The sequence below is a fragment of the Halomonas piscis genome (assembly GCF_031886125.1).
GTDB classification, from domain to species: domain Bacteria; phylum Pseudomonadota; class Gammaproteobacteria; order Pseudomonadales; family Halomonadaceae; genus Vreelandella; species Vreelandella piscis.
Genome location: NZ_CP119391.1, coordinates 2,285,840 through 2,300,297 on the forward strand (window position 1 = coordinate 2,285,840; position 14,458 = coordinate 2,300,297).

Here is a 14,458-nt window from a genome sequence, read left to right on the forward strand (position 1 = left end):
GGCACAACCAATGTCCGATTTTATCCTTAACGCCAGCGTTCGTTCCGACCTGGGGAAAGGTGCGAGCCGCCGCCTGCGTCGTGCAAACGAACAAGTTCCCGCCGTGGTCTACGGCGGCGACAAGGCGCCGCAGGCCATCGCCGTGGAAAAGACTTCCTTCTACAAGGCTGCCGAAAGCGAAGCGTTCTTCTCCTCGATCATCGATCTGAATATCGAGGGCACCAAGGAACAGGTCATCGTGCGTGACCTGCAGCGCCACCCGTTCAAGCCGCTGATGACCCACGCCGACTTCATGCGCGTGGACGCCAAGCAGGAAATCACCATCAACATCCCGCTGCACGTCACCGGCGAAGAGCAGTGCGTGGGCATCAAGGACCAGGACGGCGAGCTGCACACCCTGGCCGTGGAAGTCGCCGTCTACTGCCTGCCCAAAGACCTGCCGGACAACCTGGAAATTGACATTTCCGACGTGGAAGTGGGCACTACCCTGCACCTCTCCGACATCAAGATGCCGGAAGGCGTACGCTCGGTGGATCTCGCTCACAGCGATGAACACGACATGGCCGTGCTCAGCGTCGTCAAGATGAAGGATCGCGACGACGAAGAGGACGAGACCGAAGAAGGCGAAGGCGAAGGCGAAGGTGAAGGGTCTGGCGAAGGCGAAGGTGACAACGCCGAGTAAGCCACAGGCCCGGGCCGTGCCCGGCACGGCCCGCTAAATGTTATGATCAAGCGCTTCGGCGCTTGATTTTTTTTGGAGGGGAACAATGAGTCAGGTCCTGGCGCTTATCGGCCTGGGGAACCCCGGCCCGCAGTACGCGGCCACGCGACACAACGCCGGCGCCTGGCTGGTGGACGCCGTGGCCCGGGAGGCGCGCGTCGAGCTGCGCCCGGAAAAGAAGTTTCTCGGCCTCTATGCCAGGGCACGGCTGGGCAACAGCGAGCTGCATCTGCTCAACCCCACCACCTTCATGAACAAAAGCGGGGCCGCCGTGGCCGCGCTGTGCCAGTTTTTCAAGCTGGCCCCCGAGGAGCTGCTCGTGGCCCACGACGAGCTTGACCTGCCCGCCGGCCAGGCACGCTATAAAACCGGCGGCGGCCACGGCGGCCACAACGGCCTGCGCGACACCATCAGCGCCCTTGGCCAGCAGAAGCAGTTCCATCGCCTGCGCATCGGCATCGGCCACCCCGGTGAGTCTCACCGGGTGGTCAACTACGTGCTCAGCCGCCCGAGCAAGGCCGAGCAGGTCGCCATCGACGCCGCGCTGGACGAATGCCTCGCCACTCTGCCGCTGGGGCTTGCCGGCGACTGGCCCCGGGCCATGCAGCGCCTGCACAGCGCCAAATAACGCCCTTCTTTCCGGCCGCTATTCACTCACGTTTTTCAGGAATCATCACCATGGGTTTCAACTGCGGTATTGTCGGCCTGCCCAACGTCGGCAAGTCCACGCTCTTCAACGCGCTGACCAAGTCGGGCATCGACGCCGAAAACTTCCCCTTCTGCACCATCGAGCCCAACGTCGGCATCGTGCCCATGCCCGACCCGCGGCTCGACCCGCTCGCGGCCATCGTCAAGCCCGAGCGGGTGCTGCCCACCACCATGGAGTTTGTCGACATCGCCGGACTGGTAGCCGGCGCCTCCCGGGGCGAAGGCCTGGGCAACAAGTTTCTCGCCAATATTCGCGAAACCCAGGCCATCGCCCACGTGGTGCGCTGCTTTGACAACGACAACGTCATCCACGTCGCCAACCAGGTCGACCCCCGCGCCGACATCGAGATCATCAACATGGAGCTGGCGCTGGCCGACCTGGACACCGTGGAAAAGGCCCTTCAGCGGCTGGTGCGCGCCGTCAAGGGCGGCGACAAGGAGGCCGTGGCCACCAAGGCCGTGCTCGACAAGGTGCAGCCGCACCTGGCCGAAGGCCAGCCGCTGCGCAGCGCCGGCCTGGACGACGAAGAGAAAGAGCAGGTCAAAAGCTTCGGCTTTTTGACCCTGAAGCCCACCATGTACATCGCCAACGTCAACGAAGACGGCTTTGCCGACAACCCCTACCTCGACGTAGTCAACGAGATCGCCGCCGAAGAAGGCGCGGTGGTGGTACCGGTGTGCAACCAGATCGAAGCCGAAATCGCCGAGCTCGACGACGAAGAGCGCGCCATGTTCCTCGACGAGATGGGCATGGCCGAGCCCGGGCTCGACCGGGTGATCCGCGCCGGCTACTCGCTTTTGGGGCTGCAGACCTACTTTACCGCCGGGGTGAAGGAAGTTCGCGCCTGGACCGTGCGCGAAGGCGCTACCGCGCCGGAAGCGGCGGGGGTGATCCACACCGACTTCCAGAAAGGCTTCATCCGCGCCGAAGTGGTGGCCTACGACGATTTCGTCGGCCTGGGCGGCGAGCAGGCGGCCAAGGATGCCGGCAAGTGGCGCCTGGAGGGCAAGGACTACATCGTCCAGGACGGCGACGTCATCCACTTCCGCTTCAACGTCTGAGGCGCGCACCAACAAAACGGGGCGCCGGGAAAAGCGCTTGACGCCTTCCCGGCTGCCGGGTAGTATCCGCTCCCGTTGAATGGCTACGTAGCTCAGTTGGTTAGAGCACATCACTCATAATGATGGGGTCCCCTGTTCGAATCAGGGCGTAGCTACCAACCCGAATAAAGAGAGAAAAGCCCGCCGTCGAGCGGGCTTTTCTGCGTCAGGCCTCAGGCCCAAGGCTCGGCCGGTTCAGAAAGCTTCGCAGCGCGCGGGTCAGGTAGGTTAGGTCCTCGGTCCCGGCGGTTTCGCGGACGGAGTGCATGGCCCACTGGGGAACGCCCACGTCCAGCGTCGGCACGCCGACCTCGGTGGCGGTGATCGGCCCGATAGTGCTGCCGCAGCCCATGTCTGCCCGGGTAACGAACGCCTGAACCGGCACCGCGGCCTCCCGACAGATATCGCGGAACAGCGCCCCGGTGGCGCTGCTGGTGGCGTAGCGCTGGCTGGCGTTGACCTTGATCACCGGCCCCTGGTTGATCGCCGGACCGTGCTGCTCGTCGTGCTTGTCGAGAAAGTTGGGATGCAGCGCATGGGCGTTGTCGCAGGAAACCATCAGCGATGACTGGATCAGCTGCACCAGCGACGCCTCGGTTTTTCCACCGACCTGCTCGTTGAGACGGCGCAGCACGTCGTTCAGAAACGGGCCCTGGGCGCCGCAGGCGCTGGCGCTGCCGACCTCTTCGTGGTCGTTGGCCACCAGCAGCGCGCCCTGCTCGCCGTCGCACTCGAGCAGCGCCTCCACCCCCGCAAAGCAGGACAGCAGGTTGTCCAGCCGAGCGCTGGCAATCAGCTCCTGCTTCACGCCCACCAGCGCCGGCGGCTGAACGTCGTAAAACGAAAGCTCGAAATCCACCACTTCAACGTCGTCAAGGCCGTGCTCCTGCACCAGCCAGGCTTGCAGCAGCGGCGTCAGAGTGGCGCTCTCGCTCTGCAACAGCACCGGCGCCATCTGCGTCTGGGGGTTGATTGCCCGACCGCTGTTGGCCTCGCGGTCCAGATGGATGGCCAGGCTGGGAACCGTGGCCACTGGCCGGTCGACGTTCAGCAGCACGCTTTCCAGACGGCCGTCGCCGTGGCGCACGTGCACCCGCCCGGCAAGCCCCAGGTCGCGGTCAAACCAGGGCGCCAGCAGCGCCCCGCCGTAGACCTGCACGCCCAGCTGCAGCCAGCCGGCGGCGTATTGGCTCGCGTTGGGCTTCAAGTGAAGCCCGGGGCTGTCGGTGTGGGCGCCGATCATGCGCAGCGCGGCAAGCGCCGAGCGGGGCAGCTGAAAGGCAATAATCGACGAATCGTTGCGGGTCACGTAGTAGCGCCCGCCCGCGGCCAGCTCCCAGTCACGGGTCTCCTCCAGCCGCTGAAAGCCGGCACGCTCTAGCCGTCGGGCCATGTTGCGCGTGGCGTGCCACGGCGTGGGCGAGGTGTGCAAAAAGTCGCGCAGGCGGTCGAGGGTATCGGTATGTTCGCCCTGGGGCATGAAAAACTCCCTGACAAGAATGATGGTATGAGTCTCGGGGACGCAGGCTAACTGCTACAATGCGTTTTCGGTTCACGCACTATGCTGACTACTTGCGCTCTAGCCGCTTGCCGCACAAGGGCCTGAGTATACCTAACCCCGGGAGAGCTTGATTGATGAGCTGGTTTGCCACCCTTTCGCGCCTGACCGTCCTTACCGCGGTGCTGATCATGAGCAGCGCGGTCATGGCCCTGGAGCCGACCGATGAGCAGCGTCAGGCCGCCGTGGAAAGCGCGGACTCGCTGCGCTACGGGCACTACGCGGACGTGAATTTTGACGAAGCCTGGTCCCAGAACGCCTTTGACCGCTATCTGGATATTCTAGACGGTCAGCGCGCCTATCTGCTACAGCGCGACATCAAGCCGTTCAACCACCTGCGCACCGAGCTTGGTCGAGTGCTGAAAAACGGCGAGCTGGACGAGGTATTTGCCCTCCACCAGCGCGCCAGCCAGCGGCGCGAAGCGCGCCTTGAATGGCTGCTGGACGAGCTCGACCAGGGGCTGGATTTCGATTTCGACGGCAATCAGCGCCTGGAGGTCGACCGCGAGGACGCCGCCTTCGCCACCCGCGAAAGCGAGCTTGAAACGCTGTGGGAAAAGCGGCTGAAAAACGACGCTCTGAGCCTGGCTCTGACCGATCAGGATCGCGAGCAGGTCGAAGACGCCCTGCGCCAGCGCTACGAAGGCCAGCTGTCGCGCATCGAACAGACCGAGCCCGAAGACGTCTTTGGCCTCTTCATGGCCGCCGTGACCGGCAGCATCGAGCCGCACACCGCGTATCTGTCGCCGCGCCAGGGCGAGTCCTTCGATATCCAGATGAGCCTGTCTCTGGAAGGCATCGGCGCGCTGCTCCAGACCGACGGCGAATACGTCAAGGTGGCAAGTCTGGTGGCCGGCGGCCCGGCCGAGCGCGCCGGCGTGCTCAAGCCCGCCGACCGCATCATTGCCGTGGGCCAGGAAGACGAGGACGAGATGGTCAACGTCATCGGCATGCGCCTGGACAACGTCGTGGATCTGATTCGAGGCCCCAAGGGCTCCAAGGTCCGCCTCGAAGTCATTCCCGCCCAGGCGGTGGATACCACCCGCTCCCACGTCGTCGCCATCACTCGGGACACCGTGGACCTGGAAGACCAGGCCGCCAGCAGCGAAGTCATCGAGCTTGAGCGCGACGGCGAGCCACACTCCCTCGGCGTGATCAACGTGCCCACCTTCTACGTCGACTTTGACGCCTGGCAGGCCGGCGAAGACGACTACCGCAGCACTACCCGAGACGTCGCCGAGGAAGTCGAAAAGCTCAAGGAGCAGGACGTCGAAGGCATCGTGCTGGACCTGCGCAATAACGGCGGCGGTGCCCTTCAGGAAGCCAACTCGCTGATTGGCCTGTTCATCGATCGCGGCCCCACGGTGCAGGTACGCGACGCCCGGGGCCGCATCCAGCTCTACGGCGACAGCGAAGCCGGCACCCTCTACGACGGCCCCCTGGGCGTGCTGGTCAACCGCCTGTCCGCCTCCGCCTCGGAGATTTTCGCCGGCGCCATCCAGGACTACGGCCGCGGCCTGGTTCTCGGATCGAACACTTTCGGCAAGGGCACGGTGCAGACTCTTGACCAGCTCAACCACGGCGAACTCAAGCTCACCCGGGCGAAGTTCTACCGGATTTCCGGCAAGAGCACGCAAAACCGCGGTATTGAGCCGGACATTACCTTCCCCAGCCTGATCGACCCCGAGCGCATCGGCGAAAGCAGCCTGGATAACGCCCTGGGCTGGGACAGCGTGCGCGACGTGCAGTATCGCCGCTACGGCCAGCCGGAAGAGTTTCTGCCCGCGCTGAAAAAGCGCCACGAAGCGCGCGCCGAGGACAATCCCAACTTTGTCTATCTCGAGCGCCAGTCGGCTCTGGCCCGCAAGCTGCGCGAGCAGCACACCACCGTCAGCCTCAATCGCGAGCAGCGGAAAAAGGAAATGGAGGCCCAGGAGGCCGAGCAGCTGTCGCTTGAGAACCAGCGCCGCCGAGCGCTGGGCATGGAGGAGCTCGACGAATGGATCGACGCCCGCGAGGACGCCATGGCCGGGAGCCACCAGGACGGGATAAACGACGACAAAGACGACGACGATGAAGACATGCCCGCCGAGCGCGCCCAGGTACTGGAAGCCGCGGAAATTCTGCTCGACTACGCCGGCCTCGCGGCAAATACGCGCCTGGCCAAGGGCTAAGCTGCCTGTCCCAGCGTAGAGCGCCCCGCCGGGTGGCCCGGCGGGGCTTTTTTGTGCCTGGCGATCCGTCATTGCCGAGAAAGCCCGGCGGACGAACACGCGAAACTCGCCGAATGCAGAGCATCAGCGTAAAAACGAGAAGATAGTTGAGCGTCAGGCGTTAGCCGATGGGCTGGCTCCCCGAGCAGGATTCGAACCTGCGACCCAATGATTAACAGTCATTTGCTCTACCGGCTGAGCTATCGGGGAATCGTGCGGCGCGCGGTGAGGTTGGCTCCCCGAGCAGGATTCGAACCTGCGACCCAATGATTAACAGTCATTTGCTCTACCGGCTGAGCTATCGGGGAATCGTGCGGCGCGTGCGGTGTGTCTGGCTCCCCGAGCAGGATTCGAACCTGCGACCCAATGATTAACAGTCATTTGCTCTACCGGCTGAGCTATCGGGGATCCGCTGAAACACGCTGCGTAGTATACCCGTCACGCACCACGGGTCAAGTAGGGTTTTGCCGAACGCTAGCAGAGCCCCGCTCGCGTCCGTATAATGCGTGCAGGCACAGCACGCGGCGGCGCCGCGCCACCATTCACCCTCGTCCCTTGACGCTATCTCGTCTGTTCACGAGGCGTAGTCTTTGACGACCCACAGATCCCAGGTACCGATGGCGAAGAAGCTTTTCATCAAGACGCACGGCTGCCAAATGAACGAGTACGACTCGGCGCGCATGGCGGACATGCTCGGCGAGTCCCACCGGCTTGAACTCACCGACAGCGAGCAGGAGGCCGACGTTATCCTGCTCAATACCTGCTCGATCCGGGAAAAGGCCCAGGAAAAGGTGTTTCATCAGCTGGGGCGCTGGAAAAAACTCAAGCAGGCCAATCCCGACCTGGTGATCGGCGTGGGCGGCTGCGTGGCCAGCCAGGAAGGCGAGGCCCTGCGCAAGCGCGCTCCCCAGGTCGACATGGTGTTCGGCCCCCAGACCCTGCACCGGGTGCCCGGCATGCTCGACAAGCACCGCGACAACCAGATCGCCGCGGTGGACGTCACCTTTCCCGAAATCGAGAAGTTCGATCACCTGCCCAAACCCCACGCCGACGGCGCCACGGCCTTCGTCTCGATCATGGAAGGCTGCTCCAAGTACTGCAGCTTCTGCGTGGTGCCCTACACCCGGGGCGAGGAAGTCTCGCGCCCGTTCGATGCGGTCATCGACGAAGTCATGCATCTGGCCGATCAGGGCGTGCGCGAAATCAACCTCCTGGGCCAGAACGTCAACGCCTACCGCGGCGAAGACGATCTCGGCGACGAGGTGGACCTGGCCGAACTGATCGCCAGCGTCGCGGCCATCGACGGCATCGACCGCATCCGCTTCACCACCTCGCACCCGGTGGAGTTCAGCGACAGCCTGATCGACGCCTACGCCGAGATACCCGAGCTGGTGAGCCACCTGCACCTGCCGGTGCAGTCCGGCTCCGACAATATCCTTGCCGCCATGAAGCGCGGCCACACCGCCGAAGAGTACGTCGACAAGATGGAGCGCATCCGCGCCAACCGCCCGGACATCAGCTTCTCGTCGGACTTCATCATCGGCTTTCCCGGCGAAACCGAGCAGGACTTCAAGGACACCATGGAGCTTATCGGCCGCATCGGCTTCGATCACTCCTTCAGCTTTGTCTACTCCGCTCGCCCGGGCACCCCGGCCGCTTCTCTGCCGGACGAAACGCCGGAAAGCGTGAAAAAGGAACGCCTGGCAATTCTCCAGCAGCGCATTCTGCAGCAGGCCGGCCAGATCAGCCGGCGGATGGTCGGCACCACCCAGCGGATTCTGGTGTCGGGCTTTTCGCCCAAGGACCCCGGCGAGCTTTCCGGACGCACCGAGAACAACCGCGTGGTCAACTTCCGCGCCGCCAACCCCACCGAGCTGATCGGCTACTTCGTCGACGTCGACATCGTCGAGGCGCTGCCCAACTCGCTGCGCGGCGAGCTGGCCTCTCCCGAGCGCTACTGATCCGACCTCGCCTCCGCTCTATCCCCGCATAATTGCCCCGACGCCGGTCGGGGCAGTAAGCTGGGGGCACATTTAACAACCGACGGGTTTTCCTCTCTTGAGCCAGCCATCCTCTCAGGCCAACCGCATCATCACCCTAAGCCTCGAACCCAACGATCCCCAGCGGCTCGCGAGCCTTTGCGGCCAGCGGGACGAGCACCTGAAGCTGATCGAAAGCCGCCTGGACATCACCCTGCGCAATCGCGGCAACGTCTTTCAGCTGGCCGGCGCCGCCAACCGCATCAAGGCGGCGGCCAACGTGCTCGAACACCTCTATCGCGAGACCGCCTCTCACGAGCTGGAGGCCGATACGGTACACCTCTTTCTGCAGGAGTCCGGCCTCGAGGCGCTGGCCGAAGAGGACGCCGGCGACCCCGACGATAGCGTCGTGATCCGCACGCCGCGCACCGTCATCAAGCCGCGCGGCGTCAATCAGCAGCGCTACGTGTCGAGCGTGCGCGAGCACGACATCAACTTCGGCATCGGCCCGGCGGGCACGGGCAAGACCTACCTGGCGGTAGCCGCGGCGGTGGAAGCGCTCAACCAGCAGGAAGTGCGCCGTATTCTGCTGGTGCGCCCGGCGGTGGAAGCCGGCGAAAAGCTCGGCTTTCTCCCCGGCGATCTGGCCCAGAAGATCGACCCCTACCTGCGCCCGCTTTACGACGCGCTCTACGAGATGATCGGCTTTGAGCAGGTGTCCAAGCTCATCGAGCGCCAGATCATCGAAATCGCCCCGCTGGCCTACATGCGCGGGCGCACGCTGAACAACGCCTACATCATTCTCGACGAAAGCCAGAACACCACGCCCGAGCAGATGAAGATGTTCCTCACCCGAATCGGCTTTGGCTCCACCGCGGTAATCACCGGCGACGTCACCCAGGTGGACCTGCCCAAGGGGCAGCGCTCGGGGCTGATTCAGGTGCTCGACGTGCTCAGGGAAACCCCCGGCATCGGCACCACCCACTTTGCCGCCAAGGACGTGGTCCGCCATCCGCTGGTGCAGCGTATCATCGAAGCCTACGACGAATACGAATCCCGGGAAGAAGCCGAGGAGCGCAGGCGCCACGAGGCGCGCAAGCAGGAGCGCGAGGAGCGTCTCAGAGCCCGCGACGGTTCCTCATGAGCCGGCCCGAGCGCGATATTCCGTCCTTCAGCGACGCCGTTGTCGATCGCCAGGTAGCCGTCTCGGCCGTCGACAACATTGCCCTTCCCGGCCAGCCGGCGCTGGCGCGCTGGGCGGGCGGCGTGCTGGCCCACCACCCGGACGCCCCCGGCAGCGAGCTCACCGTGCGCTTTGTCACGGCGGAGGAAAGCCGGGCGCTCAACCGCGACTACCGCGGTCGGGACAAGCCCACCAACGTGCTTTCCTTCCCCTTCGAGGCGCCGCCCGGGGTCAACCTTGGGCTGCTGGGGGACCTGGTGATCTGCCACGCCGTGGTTGCCGACGAAGCGCAGAGCCAGCGCAAGGCGCTCGCCGATCACTATGCCCATATGGTGGTACATGGCACCCTGCACCTGCTAGGGTATGATCATGTTGACGACGATGAGGCCGACGTCATGGAGCAGCTGGAGCGCGAGATACTCGCCGGGTTCGGCATTGCCGACCCCTACGCCGCCGGCTGACGTCAGCCATCGCCCTGTCGCACGAGCCGGTGCGATATCACCCAACGCGATACCACAAGGGAACCCGCGCATGAGCGACGACCGAACGAGCACGTCAGCGTCCAGAAACTGGATGGGCAAGCTCTTTGGCGCCTTTACCGGAGACGGCGACGACCTGCATTCACGCGACGAGCTGATGGCCTTCCTGCGCGATACCGCAGGCAGGCTCAAGCTGGATCAGGACGCCCTGACCATCATCGAAGGCGCTTTGCACATCAGCGACCAGCAGGTGCGCGAAATACTCATTCCGCGCTCTCGGGTGATTGCCATCACCCTCGATCAGCCGGTGGAAGGCTATCTGCCGCTGATCGAGGAAACCGGCCACTCGCGCTACCCGGTCATCGGCGACAACCTCGACGACGTCAAGGGGCTTTTGCTGGCCAAGGACCTTTTGCCGCTGCTCTCGCGCTCCCAGCAGCAGCGCGACGCCTTCCAGCTCGACGAGGTGCTGCGCCCGGCCATGTTCGTGCCCGAGTCCAAACGGCTCAACAGCCTGCTCAAGGAGTTTCGCGATACCCATAACCACATGGCCGTGGTCGTCGACGAATACGGCGGCACTGCCGGTATCATCACCATCGAGGACATTCTCGAGCAGATCGTCGGCGACATCGAAGACGAGCACGACACCGACGAGGACGACGATATCCGCCCGCTCGACGACGGCCGCTTTGCGGTGCGCGCGCTGACGCCCATCGACGACTTCAACGCGCGCTTTGACACCGGCTTCAGCGACGACGAATTCGACACCCTGGGGGGGCTGGTCATGCAGCAGTTCGGCCACCTGCCAGGGCGCGGCGAGCAGACCTGCATTGGCGGCTACTGCTTTACCGTGCTCAACGCCGACAACCGTCGCATCCGCCTGCTGGAAGTCGCCCCCGACCCGGGCGATCCCCCCGCCGCTCCCGACGCCTGACCGGCGTTTTCACAGGATACCGTTTGATGAAGGAACCCCTTGTTAGCCGCCGCTCGCCGGCCTTTTACGGCCAGCTCCTGGCGGCGCTGATTGCCGGCGTTCTCACTACGTTGACCGCTTCCCCGTTTAAGCTCTGGTGGCTGGGCCCCGTGGCCATCGCGCTGGTCTACACCGGCCTTTATCGTCTGACGCCGGCCCAGGCGGCCTTCAAGGGATGGCTCTACGGCGTGGGGCTCTTTGCCAGCGGCACCTCCTGGGTCTACGTCTCGATCCACGACTACGGCTATACCGGCGTGCCGCTGGCGGTGTTTCTTACCGCGCTGTTCGTCGTCGTACTGGCGCTGTTTTTCGCCGCGACGCTGTGGCTTTATCGGCGCTTTTTCACCCCCCGACTGGCGTTTTTGACCTTCGCCGGCATCTGGGTGCTGGGCGAGGTGCTGCGCACCTACCTGTTTACCGGCTTTCCCTGGCTGCTGCTGGGCTCAAGCCAGGTGGATGCGCCGCTGGCCGAGTGGGCGCCGGTAGGCGGGGTTTATCTGCTGTCGCTGCTGGTGGCCCTGAGCGGCACTCTGCTGGCCGAGCTGGTGCTCTGCCGCCGCCTCTGGGCCGTAGCGCCGCTTGCCGCCATCTGGCTGGTGCCGCTCGCCCTGCCCGGCCAGTGGACGCACCGCGCCGACGCCGAGCCGACCCGGGTTGCCCTGCTCCAGGGCAACCTCCCCCAACTGACCAAGTGGACCGCCGAGGGCCAGCGCGAAGCCGCCAACACCTACGCCAGGCTGACCCGGCAGGTCGCCGATGACGTCGACCTGATCCTGTGGCCGGAAACCGCGCTGCCCATGGCCGAGCAGGACGCGCGCATGGTGCTGTCCCGGGTGCAGGCCAACCTGGCACCGGATACCGCGCTGATGACCGGCATCGTCCAGCGCAACGCGGCCGGACAGTACTTCAACAGCGTCGTCGGCGTAGGCGACGTCGAGGGCAGCTACCAGAAGGAGCATCTTGTACCCTTTGGCGAATACCTGCCGCTGGAAAGCTTGCTGCGCGGCACCATCGACTTCTTTGACCTGCCGATGTCGACCTTTGCCTCCGGCGCCGGCGAGCAGACGCCCATGAGCGCGGCGGGCACGGCGCTGGGCAACGCCATCTGCTACGAAATCATCTATCCGCAGCTGGTCGCCAGCCGCGCCCGGCACAGCGGCGCGCTGATCACCGTCTCCAACGACACCTGGTTTGGCGGCTCCATCGGCCCCCACCAGCACCTGCAGATGGCGCGGCTGCGCGCCCGGGAAAACGGCCGCTACGTGCTGCGCGCCACCAGCAACGGCATTACCGCCATCATCAACCCCAAAGGCGAAGTCGAGGCCCGAGCGCCGCAGTTCGAGGCCGCGAGCCTCACCGGCGAGTTTTACGCCATGGAGGGGCTTACGCCCTTTACCCGGCTGGGCAGCTGGCCGGCCTGGCTTCTGGCCGGCGCGCTGGTCATACCCGGCCTTGTCCGCCGGCGCCGAGCAACGGCCGGCCCGGAGAGCCAGCGGCGCTAGCCGGCCTCGCCGTTCTGGCCGCGCTGGCGCAGCCAGTGATCCATCAGCGCAAGCGCCATCATGGCCTCGGCGATGGGCGTGGCGCGAATGCCCACGCAGGGATCGTGGCGGCCCTTGGTCACCACCTCCACGGCCTCGCCCTGGACGTTCACCGAGCGCCCGGGTGTGGTGATGCTGGAGGTTGGCTTCAGCGCCAGCCGAGCCACCACCGGCTGGCCGCTGGAGATCCCGCCCAGCACGCCGCCGGCGTTGTTGGTCAGAAAGCCGTCGTCCGGGGTCATTTCATCGCGGTGCTCGCTGCCGCGCTGGGCCACGGCGGCAAAGCCCGCGCCGATTTCCACCCCCTTCACCGCGTTGATGCCCATCAGCGCGCGGGCGATGTCGGCGTCCAGGCGATCGAACACCGGCTCGCCCAGCCCCACCGGCACGCCCTCGGCGATCACGGTCACCTCCGCGCCCACGGAATCCTGGTCCCGGCGCAGCTGATCCATATACGCTTCAAGCTCGGGCACGCGCTCGGCATCCGGGCAGAAAAACGCGTTCTGCTCCACCGCCTCCCAGCTTTTGAACGCCATTTCCAACGGCCCCAGCCGGCTCATGTAGCCGCGAATCTCTACGCCCCGGGCGGCGAGATATTTCCTGGCAATGGCGCCGGCGGCCACGCGCATGGCGGTTTCCCGGGCGCTTGAACGCCCGCCGCCGCGGTAGTCACGGCGGCCGTACTTGTGGTGATAGGTATAGTCGGCATGGGCCGGGCGGAACTGATCCTTGATCTTCGAGTAGTCCTTCGAGCGCTGGTCGGTATTCTCGATCAAAAGCCCGATGGGCGTACCGGTGGTTTCACCCTCGAACACCCCGGAAAGGATCCGCACCCGGTCGGCCTCCTTGCGCTGGGTCGTGTGGCGAGAGCTGCCCGGTCGGCGGCGGTCAAGGTCGCGCTGCAGGTCGTCTTCGCACAGCGCAAGCCCCGGCGGGCAGCCGTCCACAATGGCGCCAAGGGCCTCGCCGTGGCTTTCGCCGAAAGTGGTGACGGTAAAGAGTTTGCCAAAGGTATTGCCTGACATGGGCGTTATGTCCTCACTCGAAAGACGCCGCGCAGGCGTCGAGTTCAGCGGCGGAGAGCGCAAACACGCCCTGCCCGCCGCGTTCGAATTCCAGCCACACGAAGGGCACGTCGGGAAAGGCCGCTTCCAGGTGGCGATCGGAGTTGCCGACTTCCACGATCAGCCAGCCGTCGTCGGTCAGGTGGTGGCGCGCATCGCGCAGCATGCGCCGCACGATATCCAGGCCGTCGCGGCCCGCTCCCAGCGCCATCTCGGGCTCGTGGCGAAACTCCGCCGGCATGGTGGCCAGGTCTCGGGCGTCGACGTAGGGCGGGTTGGCCACGATCAGCTCAAAGCGCTGCCCGGTCAGGCCGTCGAACACGTCGGCTTCTACCGCGCGCACTCGGTCGCCCACCTCGTGGCGGGTGATGTTTTCCTTCGCTACCGCCAGCGCGTCTTGGCTCACGTCAGTCAGTATCACCTCGCAGGTCGGCAGATAGCGCGCGGTGGCGATGCCGATGCAGCCCGAGCCGGTGCACAGGTCCAGCACCCGGGCCGGCGGCTCGTCACCAAAAAAGGCGCTGAAACCGTCTTCGACAAGCTCGGCAACCGGCGAGCGCGGGATCAGCACGCGCTTGTCGACGTTGAACGCCAGCCCGGCAAAAAACGCCTCGCCCAGCAGGTACGCCAAGGGCTCGCGCCGGGTGATCCGCTTGCGCGCCAGCGCCACGATGCGCGCCCGCTCCACGGGCAGAAGCGTGGCGTCGAGCACCGCCGGATCCACGTCCCAGGGAAGGTGCAGCGCGCCGAGCACAAGCGCCACGGCCTCGTCCCAGGCGGAGTCCGTGCCGTGGCCGTAGTGCAGCCCGGCCAGATGAAATTCGCTGGTCACCCAGCGCACGCAGTCGCGCAGCCGAGGCAGCCCGGCGGCCAGCTCGGCATCAGGCTGGAAAAGCGTCGAGGCGGATCGGGGCTTGGCAAAAAGCAGACGGGTCACG

General features: G+C 65.3%; 12 protein-coding genes and 4 tRNA genes. 10 read left to right on the forward strand and 6 right to left on the reverse strand.

Going from position 1 to position 14,458, the window contains the following annotated elements; genetic code table 11:
- Window positions 1-10 precede the first annotated feature (10 nt).
- The 4 genes from P1P91_RS10715 (at window position 11) to P1P91_RS10730 (ending at window position 2,649) form a co-directional block, all read left to right on the forward strand.
- Window positions 11-682 carry a 50S ribosomal protein L25/general stress protein Ctc gene (locus tag P1P91_RS10715; protein ID WP_311882524.1) on the forward strand — a complete coding sequence of 224 codons (672 nt, stop codon included), beginning with the start codon at window positions 11-13 and terminating at the stop codon, window positions 680-682.
- A gap of 85 nt (window positions 683-767) precedes the next feature.
- Complete coding sequence (pth, locus tag P1P91_RS10720; RefSeq protein ID WP_311882525.1) at window positions 768-1,349, forward strand: aminoacyl-tRNA hydrolase; 582 nt, start codon at window positions 768-770, stop codon at window positions 1,347-1,349.
- 50 nt (window positions 1,350-1,399) lie between these two features.
- On the forward strand, window positions 1,400-2,491 hold the full coding sequence (gene ychF, locus P1P91_RS10725; protein WP_311882527.1) for a redox-regulated ATPase YchF: 1,092 nt from the start codon (window positions 1,400-1,402) through the stop codon (window positions 2,489-2,491).
- Between the two features lie 81 nt (window positions 2,492-2,572).
- A tRNA-Met gene (locus P1P91_RS10730) sits at window positions 2,573-2,649 on the forward strand.
- A 47-nt stretch (window positions 2,650-2,696) separates the two neighbouring features.
- Here the strand turns inward: P1P91_RS10730 and P1P91_RS10735 are convergent.
- Entirely contained in the window at window positions 2,697-4,010 is a 1,314-nt protein-coding gene (locus tag P1P91_RS10735) for a M18 family aminopeptidase (protein ID WP_311882529.1), read from the reverse strand.
- 155 nt (window positions 4,011-4,165) lie between these two features.
- On the opposite strand from P1P91_RS10735, the gene P1P91_RS10740 reads away from it, so the two are divergent.
- Window positions 4,166-6,262, forward strand: a complete 2,097-nt coding sequence (locus P1P91_RS10740) for a carboxy terminal-processing peptidase (RefSeq protein ID WP_311882530.1) — start codon at window positions 4,166-4,168, stop codon at window positions 6,260-6,262.
- A 173-nt stretch (window positions 6,263-6,435) separates the two neighbouring features.
- Here P1P91_RS10740 and P1P91_RS10745 read toward each other — a convergent pair.
- The 3 genes from P1P91_RS10745 to P1P91_RS10755 form a co-directional block, all read right to left on the reverse strand.
- Window positions 6,436-6,511, reverse strand: a tRNA-Asn gene (locus tag P1P91_RS10745).
- Between the two features lie 22 nt (window positions 6,512-6,533).
- Window positions 6,534-6,609, reverse strand: a tRNA-Asn gene (locus P1P91_RS10750).
- Window positions 6,610-6,633: 24 nt separating this feature from the next.
- Window positions 6,634-6,709, reverse strand: a tRNA-Asn gene (locus P1P91_RS10755).
- Between the two features lie 209 nt (window positions 6,710-6,918).
- Between P1P91_RS10755 and miaB the strand changes: the two genes are divergently transcribed.
- The 5 genes from miaB (at window position 6,919) to lnt (ending at window position 12,417) form a co-directional block, all read left to right on the forward strand.
- Window positions 6,919-8,262 (forward strand): tRNA (N6-isopentenyl adenosine(37)-C2)-methylthiotransferase MiaB, encoded by a 1,344-nt coding sequence (gene miaB, locus P1P91_RS10760; RefSeq protein WP_311882531.1) that lies wholly within the window; start codon window positions 6,919-6,921, stop codon window positions 8,260-8,262.
- 97 nt (window positions 8,263-8,359) lie between these two features.
- Window positions 8,360-9,424 (forward strand): PhoH family protein, encoded by a 1,065-nt coding sequence (locus P1P91_RS10765; RefSeq protein WP_311882532.1) that lies wholly within the window; start codon window positions 8,360-8,362, stop codon window positions 9,422-9,424.
- On the forward strand, window positions 9,421-9,924 hold the full coding sequence (ybeY, locus tag P1P91_RS10770; protein ID WP_311882534.1) for an rRNA maturation RNase YbeY: 504 nt from the start codon (window positions 9,421-9,423) through the stop codon (window positions 9,922-9,924). The genes P1P91_RS10765 and ybeY overlap by 4 nt, the downstream gene beginning before the upstream one ends.
- Window positions 9,925-9,994: 70 nt before the next feature.
- On the forward strand, window positions 9,995-10,876 hold the full coding sequence (locus tag P1P91_RS10775; RefSeq protein ID WP_311882536.1) for an HlyC/CorC family transporter: 882 nt from the start codon (window positions 9,995-9,997) through the stop codon (window positions 10,874-10,876).
- Between the two features lie 26 nt (window positions 10,877-10,902).
- Entirely contained in the window at window positions 10,903-12,417 is a 1,515-nt protein-coding gene (gene lnt / locus P1P91_RS10780; protein ID WP_311882537.1) for an apolipoprotein N-acyltransferase, read from the forward strand.
- Here lnt and aroC read toward each other — a convergent pair.
- Window positions 12,414-13,481: a chorismate synthase gene (aroC, locus tag P1P91_RS10785; protein WP_311882540.1), complete on the reverse strand. Its 1,068-nt coding sequence runs from the start codon at window positions 13,479-13,481 to the stop codon at window positions 12,414-12,416. The genes lnt and aroC overlap by 4 nt on opposite strands.
- A gap of 13 nt (window positions 13,482-13,494) precedes the next feature.
- Window positions 13,495-14,457: a 50S ribosomal protein L3 N(5)-glutamine methyltransferase gene (gene prmB / locus P1P91_RS10790; RefSeq protein WP_311882541.1), complete on the reverse strand. Its 963-nt coding sequence runs from the start codon at window positions 14,455-14,457 to the stop codon at window positions 13,495-13,497.
- Window position 14,458 lies beyond the last annotated feature (1 nt).